The 15,355-nt window shown below is 49.3% G+C and carries 7 protein-coding genes; 4 read left to right on the forward strand and 3 right to left on the reverse strand.

The genetic code is table 11. The annotated features are described in order from the left end of the window. Nucleotides 1-9: 9 nt before the first annotated feature. Complete coding sequence (locus tag AC50YL_RS33255; protein WP_494837667.1) at nucleotides 10-3,486, forward strand: Tc toxin subunit A-related protein; 3,477 nt, start codon at nucleotides 10-12, stop codon at nucleotides 3,484-3,486. A 651-nt stretch (nucleotides 3,487-4,137) separates the two neighbouring features. Here the strand turns inward: AC50YL_RS33255 and AC50YL_RS33260 are convergent. From AC50YL_RS33260 to AC50YL_RS33270, 3 genes are all read right to left on the reverse strand, one after another. Then, nucleotides 4,138-4,917: an RNA ligase family protein gene (locus tag AC50YL_RS33260; RefSeq protein WP_494837668.1), complete on the reverse strand. Its 780-nt coding sequence runs from the start codon at nucleotides 4,915-4,917 to the stop codon at nucleotides 4,138-4,140. Nucleotides 4,918-5,125: 208 nt separating this feature from the next. Continuing rightward, entirely contained in the window at nucleotides 5,126-6,061 is a 936-nt protein-coding gene (locus AC50YL_RS33265) for a site-specific integrase (protein WP_494837669.1), read from the reverse strand. Continuing rightward, the gene (locus tag AC50YL_RS33270; RefSeq protein WP_494837670.1) at nucleotides 6,062-6,316 is read right to left on the reverse strand and encodes a hypothetical protein; all 255 of its coding nucleotides are present in this window, start codon (nucleotides 6,314-6,316) and stop codon (nucleotides 6,062-6,064) included. It lies immediately after the preceding gene. Nucleotides 6,317-7,017: 701 nt separating this feature from the next. Here AC50YL_RS33270 and AC50YL_RS33275 point away from each other — a divergent pair. From AC50YL_RS33275 to AC50YL_RS33285, 3 genes are all read left to right on the forward strand, one after another. Beyond that, complete coding sequence (locus AC50YL_RS33275) at nucleotides 7,018-7,677, forward strand: hypothetical protein (RefSeq protein WP_494837671.1); 660 nt, start codon at nucleotides 7,018-7,020, stop codon at nucleotides 7,675-7,677. 607 nt (nucleotides 7,678-8,284) lie between these two features. Next, a complete protein-coding gene (locus AC50YL_RS33280; protein ID WP_494837672.1) occupies nucleotides 8,285-9,025 on the forward strand; it encodes a hypothetical protein in 741 nt (246 codons plus the stop codon). A gap of 358 nt (nucleotides 9,026-9,383) precedes the next feature. Then, nucleotides 9,384-15,155 (forward strand): discoidin domain-containing protein, encoded by a 5,772-nt coding sequence (locus AC50YL_RS33285; RefSeq protein ID WP_494837673.1) that lies wholly within the window; start codon nucleotides 9,384-9,386, stop codon nucleotides 15,153-15,155. The last annotated feature ends 200 nt before the right edge of the window (nucleotides 15,156-15,355 follow it).

Genomic DNA, 15,355 nt, shown 5'->3' on the forward strand with positions numbered 1-15,355 from the left:
GGAACGACCATGAACCCCAGCATCGCCAACAATTTTCATGCCTACGTCGACACTGAGCTTGTCCACTTCCACCCAAAGCTCGGCTCGGCCGGCGTAATCACTACAACGGAGACCAAACACATCATCACCCAAGAGCGCGAGGTCAGCTACCAGTTTGAAACGCATGCCCACTCGTTCGTTCCTGCCTTGATCCGCCGATTGATCGAGCGGGCCGTGCCCGGCCTGCAGGCAGCCGACACGGACTACCAACGGAATTCGGATGGATCGTTCGTAACATTGCCGGATGACAAGTACAGGCCGGTCTTGTATGACCCCTATTTCTCGCAGAACCGTTACAACCCGTCGGCACTTGTGAGTGAACCGCATCCGGTCAAGGACCTGGACTTCTCTTCCGGCGGCGCGTACGCCGTCTATAACTGGGAGCTGTTCTTCCACGTGCCGCTGATGATCGCGATGCACCTGAGCAAGAACCAGCGTTTCGCTGAAGCACAGCAATGGTTTCATTACATCTTCGATCCCACCGACGACAGCGACGGGCCGATACCCGCGCCAGCGCGGTTCTGGAAGGTCCGTCCGTTCCATTACACGCACGTTCAGCAGATCGAGCAGATCCTGAACAACCTGTCGACGGGCGCCGACCCGAAGCTGCGCGACGAGACGATCCGCAGCATCGAGGCGTGGAAGGATTCGCCGTTCCGCCCGTATGTCATTGCACGCTATCGCCAGCAGGCCTACATGTTCAAGACGGTCATGGCCTACTTGGACAACCTAATCACGTGGGGTGATTCGCTCTTCCGACAGGATACGCGCGAGGCCATTGACGAAGCGATGATCGTGTATGTCCTGGCCGCGAACATTCTTGGCCCGCGCCCGCTGCCAGTACCTAAGAAAGGGACGCTGCGGCCGCAGACCTACGCCAGCCTGCGCGAGGATCTCGACAAGTTCGGCAACGCCTTACGCCGCTTGGAATCCGTCGCACCATTTGATCTGACCCCTCACCCGAGTGAGGCCGCCGATAACCAGCGTATGGCCGTGCTGAACGGCCTCGGCAAGGCGCTATACTTCTGCGTGCCGCGCAATGACAAGCTGCTCGGCTATTGGGACACGGTTGCAGACCGCCTCTTCAAGATTCGCAACAGCCTCAACCTACAGGGCATTTTTCGTCAATTGCCCCTGTTCGAGCCGCCGATCGACCCGGCCCTGCTGGCCCGCGCCGCCGCTGCCGGTTTGGACGTTGGCGCCATCGTCAACGGTCTCAACCAGCCGCTGCCTTTGGTGCGGTTTTCATTCCTCGTCCAGAAGGCTGTTGATATCGTCCAGGAAGTGAAGTCTTTGGGAAACGCGTTGCTCACCGCCATGGAAAAGGAGGATGGCGAGGCGATGGCGCTGCTGCGGGCGAAGCAGGAACGGACGGTGCTTGAGATGGCCGAACACGTGAAGTACGCCCAATGGCAAGAGGCGATTAAGAATCGCGAAGGCTTGGTACAAACGCTCGCAAACGCCGTTCAACGCTATACCTACTACGAACGGCAACTCGGCAAGAAGCCCGACGAGATTGCCAAGGCCATCCCAGACATCGGCGACCTGGACAAGGACAGCCTTGAAAAGATGAAGTTCGCGATGAAGGAACCTGAGGTCACATTGCGAGACATTCCGGTTGATATCGCTGACGGCGGCGCCGGCACGGTTGGGAGCGTCACACTCGGCCTGATGGGCGCTGGCGATATCACGGGCGGCAAGAAGCTCAACAGCCATGAGACCGAGGAACTGAACAAGCTGGAAATCGCCCATGCGTTGCCCGGCGCTGCCAAGGCGCTGCAGGCGTCGGCAGGAGTCCTGAGCCAAATCCCACAATTCCCTATCAACCTGCACTTCTGGGGCATAGGGGGAACAATTGAACTGGGAGGCCGACAGTTAGCCGCCGCGGCCAATTTCGGGGCAGACATGGCCCTGTCTGAGGCGAACACGATGACCTATGAGGCCAACCGTGCGTCCAAGCTCGGCGGCTACACCCAGCGTGAGCGCGATTGGGCCCTTCAGAGCGTAGCTGCCGCCGGCGAAATCAACCAGATCTTCAAACAGCTCCGCGCAGCGCAAATTCGTGAGGCGATGGCCGAACGTGAGCTGCAAAACCACCAACAGCAAATCAAGCACGCCCAAGAGATTGAGTTCTTTCTCACGAGCGAAAAGAACCCGGACTGGACGCAAAAGATCGATCCCAAGGACAAGAAGACCACCAACAAGGCGCTGTATGCGTGGATGAAGCGCGAGGTGAAGGGGCTATACGCGCAGTGCTTCCAGCTCGCGTTCGACGTAGCGAAGAAAGCCGAACGGGCGCTGCAACACGAGTTAGGTAACCCGGGACTCAGCTATCTCCAGTTCGGCTATCTCGCGGGAAAGGAAGGTTTGCTGGCAGGCGAGAAGCTGTACCTAGACATCAAGCGCATGGAGATGGCCTACCATGACCAGAACCAGCGTGAATATGAGCTGACCAAGCATGTCAGTCTGCTGCAGATCGACCCAATAGCGCTCATTCAACTGCGCACCACCGGACGATGCACGGTCCGCCTGCCTGAATCGCTGTTCGATATGGATGGCCCAGGGCACTACTTTCGGCGCATCAAGTCCGTGGCGATCAGCATCCCTTGCGTCGCGGGTCCGTATGCGAGTGTGAACTGCACGCTCACACTGCTCAAGAGTAGCACGCGCATCAACCCGAGCTTGCGTGGCGGAGAGTACACACGCCAAGAGGACGATGACCGCTTCAGTGATCACTTCGGAAGCCTGCAATCCATCATTACCAGTTCCGCTCAGAACGACAGCGGCCTGTTCGAGGCCAACCTGCGCGATGAACGGTACCTGCCATTCGAAAACTCAGGGGTGATGAGCGAATGGCAACTACAACTGCCAGCGAATCCCAGCAACAAGGACCCGGCGCAGTTCGACTACGAAACGATCAATGACGTGATCTTGCACCTTCGCTACACCGCGCGTGAGGGGGGCGGATTGCTGCGCAGTGGCGCATTGACCAATCTGAAGGAAGCCATCAAAAATGCAACCGCTGCAGGCTCTGTCCGGCTCTTCTCCGTAAGACAGGAGTTTCCTTCTGAATGGGCCAAGTTCCTGACCCAAACGCCGGCTGCTGGTCACCGGTATGAATTGGCTCTCACCTTGGGGCCGGAACATTATCCGTTCTGGGCTAGAGATCTGCTGAATGGTGTGTCACGAGTGGACATCTTGGCACGCAGTACGAAAGCCCAGCCCCCTGCCAGCATGGACATCTTTAACCAGGTTAATGATCAGCCGCAGGAGGCGAAGAAGGATAACCTAGCCAAGGCCGCAGAACTGTCCAACTTGCTGGTCGGCAAGCTTACTGGCGGAGCAGCCGGCATCGCATTGCCGGCAAAACCGAAGGGAGAGTTGAAACTATTCTTCGGCGAAAATTCCATTGCCGACTTGTGGCTTGCAATAACCTGGAATGGATAGTGGCCGTGGCGAAATGAATCAGAGGCTTAATATCAACTCTATTTACTGACTAACACGATCATCGTTTATATCATTTAACATACTGTTCATCCCATTTAGCCGTACCAGCAGGATCGCGATCACTAACAACATTTAATCATTAGTTGCCCATGCTGCGTTTTCAATATTATCGAGTAAAAACACCGCCAAACGTGATGGTTCACCATTCACGTTTGGCGGTGTTTTTGTTTTTTAACACGGGAAGCTTCAGATTGAATCCATTTGAATTCCTTTCTGGGATTCATATTCAAACACATCTGGACCACTTGAAATCTGTCTTCACAGCGGCGTTTCCTATATACGGGCCGATGACTTATATCCTCGAACAGGCATTCTATCGGATCTACCGGCAGTGGGACTTTGTTTCCGGACACAATGTTTATGAAGGGCAGTTGGAACATGCCGAGTTGTTCCCACAAATGAGGATTTATATTATACGATCGACGATGTCTCAAAGGTGATTCTAGCCCGACCGTTGGAGCAAGAACCTGACCCGCGGATCGATCCAGCAGCCGTCTGCGATGGTTGGACAGACATGCTCTCATGGAGTATTAGGGGGAAGGGGAGCCAATAACATTCATTTGCCTTAAAAAATTCGACTTACTTATCTGATTATTTTCTGATTGTTCTCTCGTAATCTTCAAACCGAATTTTTCTAATTAGCTTTCTATCAAACGAACGCACAATGATTCCTTCTGATTTACCAACAGAATCAATGCCAACTTTCGTATGTTCAAATTTCTTTAAATAATCAAAAGTATCTTCTAGTGATGAAGGGAACTCAGAACCATTTATTTTAGCGAGAAGAGGGGCACTTTCAATTTCATTTGCTTCTACGAATCGAGTTTTTTCATCTTCGTTATAGAATGGTTGATTACCATGTTCTCGCCACTCTGCAATCTTATCACTTGGTAAAGCAAGAAGATGGATTAGTTCATTTTCAGTTAAAGAAAACACATCGAAAACTCTATAGCCTTGAGTTTTATTTTCAGTATAATTTTTAGAGGCTTTCGTTTTGCCGCCATATGACTCCTGATATACGACGGTTAAAGCCCAATCACCTTTAGGAAAGTTGTTAACAATAAATTTCTCAGCTATAGGCTTTAAGAAGTCCGCTATGTTCCCATATGGATTACCAATTCTATCTCCCTTTGCAAATAGTAATTCTTCTCTAGAACCAATTAAATAATCAATCTCATTATATTGATTTTTAAAGTAAACAATTCTGGAATTTTCTCCGTCCACTTTCTCATAAACATATATTTTATCTGCTTCTTTTAAATAACCTCGTTCTTCAGTCAAATCTTCATTTAATTTCCCACGTTCACCGAGTTTGTGATATGTAAGAATACTAGGATATTTAGTTAAAGAGTTGATTTTCTTTAGATCCATTTTTTGTTACCTCCCTTAAAACTATCTTTATAAAGGTCCCTTAGCGAACTCTTCTAGCGGCTGTAGATTGTTATGAATTAATACCATAAACGAGCCTCTTTCAAAATTGCTTCCACTATTTCATGAATGCCGCTTATTTAGGGGATTGGCATTAAATTTTTGCTTAAAATCAATAATATACATTTTATCCGCTTAATAATTCGGTCTATTATCGATTTTGGTTGTAGGGTCTGGTTTGTGGGAGTAAGGGCTGAATGGTCATCATCGCTTCCTTTTTTGCCTGATCATTAACGTGGGTATAAATTTGAGTGGTGGAGATGTTTGCATGGCCAAGCAGCTCTTGTAACGTTCGTAGATCAACTCTTCCGGTCGCGAACAAATTTGTAGCAAATGAATGTCGTAATTTATGGGAGGACAGTGATACGTCCTTATATTGATGATGGGACTGTTTAAACAAATGGAATGTCTTCTCCGCCACATCTTGGATTGCGCGCTTGGAGATTCGGCGTCCGAGACGTGATATGAAGAACGCTGATTCCTGGCTTCTCCTTGGCTGCAATCTTTCTGCGCGGCATAATTGCAGAAGTTCGATCAGAGAGGGAGGAAGTGGGATATATCGCCATTTTCGTCCTTTGCCAAGTACAGCAAGTTGACTGGCTTGTTCATTGAAGTCAATCAGGTTAAGCCGATGAATCTCACCAACGCGAAGTCCACAATACGACATCAGGGCGAGGATCGTAACATCGCGAGCCTGATAGCGGGTATTAACCATCTCAAGTAATTCTCCAAGATTATGCTGCTCGATGTACACGGGAACTCTGTTCTTTTCTATTTTTGACTTTGGCACATCTACCGCCGGATTTGTTTCCGTGCGATTAAATTCCATCATTACCTTAAAAAAAAGCCGGATAGCAGATAACGATCGATTTCGGGCACCGTCACCCGCGCCATGTTTCCGAATCTTTGTAAGATGAGCCATGACATCAATTTTGCGTAGTTCATGGCTAGGCTTCTCAGGGTTATTGTTTAAGAATGCTTGTACGTCATGTAGATAGCCGTTCTGCGTGTCTTGCGAATAAGATCGATCCTTCAGCCAAATTAGAAACATTTCCAGATCTTCATCATGCAACTCTTCTATGTTCATTCAAATCCCACTCGCAGCGGATCCATACCAAAGGCGCTCTTGTTGCGAGGAGCTGAGCTTTAAAAAAATGGCCCCCGTCTCCAACATATTCTCAGTAAAATCAAAACCTGCATGTTTTAAAATTGAGCGGAAATCACTGACCATCGATCGGTATTTATCTGACTCTACTGCATAACAGTCCCTGCGTATTGTGATTTCTCTATGCGCCCGAATTTCTGAAATTAGGCTAAGCAGGTCATCAAGTTTATAAGGCAATGGGTCCATGCCTCCTATTAAAGTCTCTTAAAATCCGAACTGCATTAAATATGAATTTAATGCGGTTCAAATTGTTTTCGACATACGTTTTCTTTTTCCTTCTAATCTTACTGGCTTGGACAAAACCAATGAAGTTTCGGAAAGTGTATTCGCTGCACGATGTGCTCGACGGTTCTCCTGCGATGGTGTGCAATTCAGTGCCGTTCGTCATTACTAGATGCTGCCACCGCGAACTTCTTCAAACGCTCCATATTGGGATGTAATGTTATTTCTGAAAGTACGCGGTAACGGATAAACTTATTAAAAAAGCCACATGCGAGAACTGTCCTAATTACAAATCATTTATTATAATTATGCTGAAATTGTATACGTCAAAGAGAAGCACACATCGGAGAAAGCTGTTCCTAGACCACAAGAACAGTTACAGAACCCTGCTGATAAAGCAGTGTCAGGGCGGGGTACAGTACCAGGAACATTTAATAAACCCAGTTTGCTAAGTTAGTTAATGGATTGGATAATTCCATGCTAAGAATTGAAGTGAGGGTGGCGTAAGACATGACGGTGTGGAGTACAACGATGGAACAATTAAAGCCATTTATAATAGGTTTAACCAAAAGTAGATTCATAATATACTAAATAACTTACCTAATAATGCTCCAGTAATATAAAAAACCTAATTAAATGACGAGTGGAGATAAAATATGGATAAAAAGAATTTACAAAAAACCATAATAGTTTCGTTTTCTTCGTTTGCTAAAACAAACAACTTTATTTTTCATAAGCCTAATTTAATGCTGAGGATACAACAAGATACTCTGCACATTATCAATTTTGATATAATGAGTGAAGGCTTTTATTGTACTATTGCTATTCAACCATTATATGTTCCAGCGGATACTATTAACCTAAGCTTTGGAAATAGATTGAATCGATTTAAAACAAATTATTCAGGGGTTTGGGGGCATGGGAATCAACAGGATGTAGAAAACGATCTTATGCATGTTAAAGAATTGCTTGAAGATAATGTCTTGCAGTGGTTTGATGAAGTTGGCAGTCCTACTGGCATTATTGCTTCGATTGAAAAGGGTTTATCAAAGGATATAATTGTAGGGTTTCCACCTATGTTTAGAAGTCTTTATCTTGGTTTAAGCTACGTATTCGTTAACTATCTTGAACTAGCATACCAACCATTAAAAAGTGTTAGTGAACTAAGTGAAGGTGATAAGAGAGAATGGGTTGTTAAGCAGCAAGAATTAGTAGAAGGTTTACTATTTCTTATGGAGAATGAACCGAGTAAATTAAACAATAAGCTTAAAGAAATTATTAGACAAACGAAAGAAGATATAAGACTTAAAATATAGAAAAAAATTAAGAATAGACGTAAACCACATGGGAGTACAATTATCCATGTGGTTTTTTTGTCGATGCAAGTATCATTCTGAGTATGTGGGTCTGTCAGTTTGTGTAAACTCCTATGCTTATTAGAAAATCATAAACCGGATTCGCTAGAACCCTCATTACGCCGAGGGCGTGTACAGTCGCAGAAAGCGTATTACTGTACACATTTCCTGAAGACTGGGAGGACAATGTCCTTATATTGATGATGGGATTGTTTAAACGAACGGAATGACTTCTCAGCCACATCTTGGAATGCGCGCTTGTAGATGCGGTATAAACGTGATAAAAGGAATGCTGATTTCTGGCTTCTCCTCGGCTGGAATCTTTCAGCGAGGCATAATTACAGAAGTTCGATCAAAGAGAGGAGAAGCGGGATATATCGCCATTTTCGTCCTTTGCCAAGTACAACAAGTTGACTAGCTTGTTCATTAAAACTAAGTGTCACGAGGATTGAATATGGTATACTAACTTTACTGTAATGGTTTTTTCTAGCATCTGCATTTAAGATACAGATCACCTGCTTTTAAGAGTGAGCTTAAACCTCCAAAATTAATAGTCAAAAGGAGGGCGATGATGAAGAGACAACGGAAGATCCAAAAGACCTTGCTGCAAAAGCTTACGAAGAAAATTCATTCGCTAACGGCACCAAAGCGTGTCCCGCGAAAACGAAATAGTACACGAAAAAATGGAAGTCCTCATACTCCGCGCCCTGCTGCAGGATCGAGAGAGCTGAATAAATTAGAAAATGAGTTATCCCGGAAAATGACAGCAGACATGCAGAAGATGAAACAGGAGATGGAGCAGGATCTCCTTCAAAAATTAACAACAACGATTATTAAATCAGATGAGGGTTCTTCTACAAGCAGCAACAATGAAGGGCAAAAGAAAAGAGCTGCTAAAAAAGAACCTCCTAAGCAATCGCAGAAATTGTCCAGGTCAACATATTATTCATTTCTAAAGGTCCTTGTTTTATCGGACCTTCTTGGAAAGAAAGTCGTCGTCGGATATGAAGTAGTAGATAACAGCAGCCAAGAAATCTGGGGAATAGATATTCATGAAGGAGCCAGCTTGTGCAGGGCAAAGAAGATTGTGGATACCAAACTTAAAAGCCGTAAAGTAGATGAAGAGCGGCAATATTACCTTGTGCATATGAAGGATGAGACGCTTTACTATTCTGATGATTATGTTAAAGAAGCTATTAAACGTGGTAAAATTGCTGTTAATAACTATACGACTGACCTGGCTGAGGCGATTAAGTTTGCTGTTGAGTTAGGATACGGCAGCCCTAAGAAGAAACGCCAAACCAAATGATACGTTTAACATGGAACAAGACCTTGAGATTAATTAACTCAAGGTCTTGTGTTTTATCAAATATCATTTTGATCTGATGATTTCCTCATTGATGAGTCGGCTGCTGAAGCTGATTTGCCTGGTAGGAGTCCCAGACTATTCGTGTTGTTGTCGGATAGATGCGCAAAAAACGGCACTTTTTACAAATTCAATCCACTGTTCGAGCCACTCGCTAGTTTATATAATTAGTAATGTTAATCGGATGGAACAGGGGGGATTGGAGTGATGACAATCAAAGCAATCTTGTAATCGCTTCCAGACTTAAACAACTTGCCGGTTTAACAAGATTTCCACTATTTCATTGCGGGGAGTAGAGATAATGCACAGAAGAAGATCGAAGATTGCGGCATGGGTATTGACAGCGCTTCTGCTGTTCAACGCATTTATTACCATCATGCCGCGGCAGGCTAACGCCGAGGATGTCAACGAAGACATCAACATCGCACCTCTATCTACCGTGTCGGTCTCTTCCTTTTATGGGAACGATCCGACGTATAAGGGCGCGAATGCGGTCGATGGCAGCATGGATACGCAGTGGGCATCCGCGACCTCGTCGCCGTGGATTAATCTGGCTTGGGATCGCACGTACCGCATATCAAAGATCGTCGTGTACGATCGGACGGACGGAACGGATGCTACTGGCGGCGTGTTTATGTTCAGCAACGGCACGAAACAAACGATAACCGGCATTCCCGGTAACGGAGATGCCAAAGAGGTTGTATTGGCTACGCCAATCGTGAGCGATTCCTTGAAATTCGACATCGCGGGCAATGACTGGAACGGCGTAGGGCTGGTCGAGATCCAAGTGTTCGGCGTCGAGTCGGTTGGGAGGACGCTTGTCCAAAGCATCGGCGTATCGGGCGACGGCAACGCGGATACGATTACCGTGGATGGCGGCGCTCTGCAGATGCATTCGGCGGTTTTGCCGGAAGACGCGACAGTGAAAGGCGTAGACTGGGCGGTGTATGAAGCCGATGGCAGTACGCCGACCGCCAAGGCGAGTATCGACGCCGACGGATTGCTCACGGCTGAAGCCGACGGAACTGTTAGAGTGGTGGCTATCGCCAAGGACGGTTCCGGAATTACGGGATACAAGGATGTTCGCATTCAACAGTCGGTCCGCATCGGAACCAATCTTGCGGGCAGCGCCTCGGTATCGGCATCGTCCGAATACGACGGATCTCATAAGGGTATTCACGCCGTCGATGGCAGCCTGAACACGGACTGGGCTTCCAACGAGACGACGCCGTGGATTCAATTGAATTGGAGCGGGCCGCGCACGATTACGAAGATCGTATTGTACGATCGCGCCGATGCCAATAATGCGGCGGGCAAGCTGCAATTCAGCAATGGACAGGAAGTCGCGGTAAGCGGAATTCCGGACAACGGAACAACGCCGAAAGTCATCGTGTTTCCGAATCCGATCGTCGCGGCTTCGGTTAAATTTAACATCCAGCAAGGAAGCGGAGGCTGGAACGTCGGACTGCGGGAGTTCGAAGTTTACGGATTAGAAGGCGGAGCGGACAAGCCGGTTGAGAGTATTTCCGTCACCGAAGCGCAAGGGAAAGATGTCATCGATACGCGAAGAGGATCTTTGAACCTTTCGGCTTCCGTATTGCCCGTTGATGCGACGAACAATGCCGTATTGTGGTCGGTATTCGAATCGGATGGGGTTACTCCGACAACGAAGGCAACGATTGACGCGCAAGGCAAATTAACCGCCAGTGCCAACGGAGAGGTGAAAGTCGTTGTCAGCGCGAAGGACGGATCGGGAATCACCGGATCGATGCGGGTGACGATTACCGGGCAAGGCGAGGATGCTTCCATGGGTACGAATGTTGCAGGGAATGCTTCCGTAACGGTGTCGACCGAATATAACGCCTCGTATGCCGGTGCGAATGCAACGGATGGCGCGATCGGTACGGAGTGGGCGTCGCGGGAGACGAAGCCGTGGATTCAATTGGAGTGGCCCAAAGCGCAAACGATCCACAAAATCATTGTATACGATCGGCCAGACAATTCGGACGCCAACGGAGGCGTTATCTACTTCAGCAACGGCTCAAAGATCGACGTGAGCGGCATTCCAGGGAACGGAACGCCGAAGGAGATCGATTTTGCCGTACCGATCGTGGCGAAGTGGTTGAAGTTCGACATTAGCAGCACAACGAATTACAATTCGATCGGTCTTGCGGAGATGGAGGTCTATGGGTTTGACGATGGCCAAGTAACGCCAGTCGAACAAATCTCCGTAGCCGGAACTACGGGTCAATCGATCAACGAAAAAGGCGGAACGTTGCAGATGAAGGCGATTACGGTTCCAGACGATGCAACGGATCAACGCGTGCAATGGTCCGTGTTCGAGCCGGACGGCTCCGCAACGGTCAAAGCGACGATCGATAGCAAAGGCGTGCTTACCGCCTCCAAGAAGAAAGACGGCGAAGTCCTCGTTCGGGCCTCGGCGCTCGACGGCAGCGGGGTAACCGGGGAAGCCCTGGTTACGATCAATAATCAGGAACTGAACGCCAATACGCCTCCGGACGCCGTCGCTACGATCGACTTCTCATCCGATACGGTGAAGGGTTCTCCGTACGTATTCGGCTTTAACAAAAATCCGCAGCGCTCGCAGGCGGAAGTGATGTTCCCCAAATTGGCGGACATCGGGATGACGAGAATCAGGAATACGGTGTATTTCGATTACTTATTCAAAGGCGTATGCAACAGTCTGGACGATTGGAAGAACAACGTTAACGGGTGCCAAGACCCCGATAATTGGAATTGGGATCAATTCTGGTGGGTGGATTACGCCAAAGCGAACCAGATGAAAATATCGATGATTTTTGCTTATGCGCCGAGCTTCCTTACCTATTCGGGCGATTATTTCGGCGTTCCGAAGGATTGGGATATTTACGAGGATATCGTGCAGAAAGTGTATCTGAAGTATAAGGACGATATCGATTGGGTGGAAGTGATGAACGAGCCAGACGCGTCCTGGTTCATTAATCTTACAGGCAGCGACTATACGCACGACGAGTTCGTGAAGGAAGCTTACTATCATATCGCGAAAGCGATTCGCGAAGTGGACAGCAATGTCGTCATCGGCGGCTTAAGCACCTTTGAGCCGGTGACGGGCGAAATCACTTCCGTCATGGACGATCCGCGAATTACACCGGATCTGCTGCAATTCGGCTCGTTCCACAATTACGGTCCGAACGCCGGGGCGGCGGATATCAATATTTTCAAAAACGTGTTCGCATCCCGGGCCACGAAGGGCTTTAATCCGGATGCTCCGGTCATGCTCACGGAGTATAATACTTCCCCCGGCAATTACGAAGAGCGCGGATTTACAAGCGCCTCGTGGCTGGGCTTGCAGCTCTCGAGAATCATTAAGCAAGGGTATTACGCAGCCGATTATTATGCGGCGTTTCCTTCTTACCAGCCGATCTACGGAGAGACGGACTTCTCCAACGGAAGCGTATCGAACTTCGGCATGTACAGATGGAATGACGCGGCGAATACCGGCGAGTTTCTTCCGCTGGGTTATACGTTCAAGCTATTAAGCCGAACGCTCGGACTCGGTAAGGACGAATACCAAGTAATAGCAGCAACGACGAACAATCTGGACGACGCCTTTGGGGCAGTCAACAGCGACGGGAAACGTGTCGCTTTCGTCGTGAATGAATCGGACGAGGTTAAAAATATCGATGTCGTCTTCGACAAAGTCGATCTAGGCAGCAGCGAAGCGACGGCGACGGCGTATACGGTAAGCGGTTGGTCCGATGGTTCCGTCGGGGTTCCGGTATTTACGAGCGTCGACGGCGATCGCGTAACGGCTTCCGTTTCGTTGCCGTCGCATGCGGTAGCCGGCTTGATCCTGGAGCCTGGAACTTCTGCCGCGACTTTCCCGGTTAAAGCGGTAGAAACGGCCAATGACAGCGCGATCTCCGTGAAGCCAGGTGAATATATGAAGCTAACCGCGGATTCGCTGGACGGACCGCTCATCTGGAAATCGAGCATCCCTTATGTCGGAAATGTCGATGCCTCGGGAAGATTTTACGCCCGGGCGGAAGGGACGACGATCGTAACGGCAGAGAGCGCGCTAGATTCGAGCCGCAAAGTGCAGGTTCAAATTCATGTTGCACCACTGGCGGCCCCGCTGCTGCAGATCGAGTTGAGTCAGCATCGGATTTTCAAGACCGACAAGAGCGACATTCAACTTGCGGCTTCGACTCTAAAGCCTCAAGAGGCGATTGATAAATCCTTGGTCTGGACATCGGACAATCCGAGCGTAGCGACCGTTTCGCAGAACGGTACAGTGACCGTTCACAAGGAAGGCACGGCCAACATACGCGCGTCGAGCGCGACGAATACCGCCATCTATGACGAATGCATGATCGTCATTCTGCCGCAAGGCAACATGCTGTCCGGCTTGGGCGACAAAGTGACGGTCAGCGGCGAGGAAGCAGGCGATCCGGGCCAGAACGCGGTTGACGGCAATGTCGACAGCAGATGGTCTGAAGCGGAGAGAGATGCGTACTGGCTGCAGGCGGATTTGGGCTCGGAACAAGACATTGGCCGCTACGTAATCGTTAACGCGGGTCCGTTCGAGAGCTGGCTCGGTTCTAAAATCAATACGTATGCGATGCAGTTGCAGACGAGCAACGACGGACAGAATTGGACGATGGTCGACGACGTGAACGGAAATCAGGCAGACATTCTGGATCGGAAGCTTCCGAGCGGGATCAAAGCCAGGTACGTGCGGTTTTATATTACGAAACCCCAAGCCCCCGACACTTCATATCAAGCGGTTCGGATATACGAAATCATTCTGCTGCCGCCATCCGGCGATCAGACCGGAGGTGCGGACGGCAACGCGAACGGCGGCTGGGGAACATCGGCCGGCCAGACGACCGTCGTAACGGGGAATGGCATCGTGGAGATTCGGATCGTGCCCACGGTCGATCCGATTACCGGCAACGTTCGGGCGAAAGTGACGGAAGCGGCTATGCGGGAAGCGTTATCGGAAGCGGGGAACGCAGCCGATGGTAATCGGCAAATCGTCGTTACGGTTCCGAAAGTGGAAGGAGCCGGCAACGTAGACGTGCAATTCACTGCCGGCATGCTGAAGCAAATCGTGGAAGCGGGCAGTGGAAGCCTGCGGGTGAATGCGGGGCTGGCAAGCATGGTATTCGATAAGAAGTCACTAGCTACGATGGCCGCCGGAGCTGCAGGAGACGATATCATGATCCATGTAGGGGCGGCGGATCCTTCGAGATTCTCGGAAGAGACTCGTCAAAGAGTCGGAGACAGACCGGTATTCGACTTCAAGGTTCAAGCGGGAGAAACCGTCATCTCGACCTTCGGGGGAACGGTGCAGCTCGAGCTTCCTTATACGCCGAAGGAAGGAGAAAATCGCAATGCATTGGTCGCGTACTACATCGACGACAACGGTCAACTTCACGCGATGACGGGCAAGTATGATCCTGCGAAAGGAACGGTTTCCTTGATAACCGGACACTTCTCGACGTATGCGGTCGGCTATAATCCGGTATCGTTTAACGATGTGGCCGCATCTGCCTGGTACAAGGACGCGATCGATTTTGTCGCGGCAAGAGAAATCGTCAAGGGGATGGGGAACGGCGACTTTATTCCTGAGGGCAACGTCACTCGCGGCCAGTTGATGGTCATGCTGATGCGAGCTTACGGTATTAAGCCGGATACGGATGCGAGCGATAATTTTGCAGACGCCGGCCAAACGTATTATACGGGTTATTTGGCGGCAGCCAAGAGACTGGGGATTGCGAACGGAATCGGCAATAACCGTTACGCACCGGAGCAGGAAGTATCTCGGCAGGACTTGGCGACCATCGTATACAGGGCGTTGAAGCTGCTTGGCGAAATGTCGCCGGGCGAGACTGTCGGGACGCTTAACGATTATCGCGACGAAGATCAGATTTCCGCCTATGCGAAGGAAGCGATGGCCTGGTTCGTAAGTAACGGCATCCTCACGGGCAACGGTGGCGAGCTGATGGTCAACGACAATGCCACCCGGGCACAGATGGCAACGATTCTGTTTAAATTGCTGGACGAATAATCAAGTCTCGCCAAAAAACGTCACCGTGCAAGAGCGGTGACGTTTTTTTTGGCATGCCCAAGGCGCTCAGCCTTTCACGCCGCTGGCAGTTAACCCTCCAATAATCTGTTTCTAAGGGACGGCGTAGATGATCATGACCGGAAGGATGCTGAATACGATTCCCGCCGACAGTTGCACGTCATTCGTATCACCTAGCTGTT

It is taken from the genome of Paenibacillus sp. J22P277 (genome assembly GCF_059383675.1).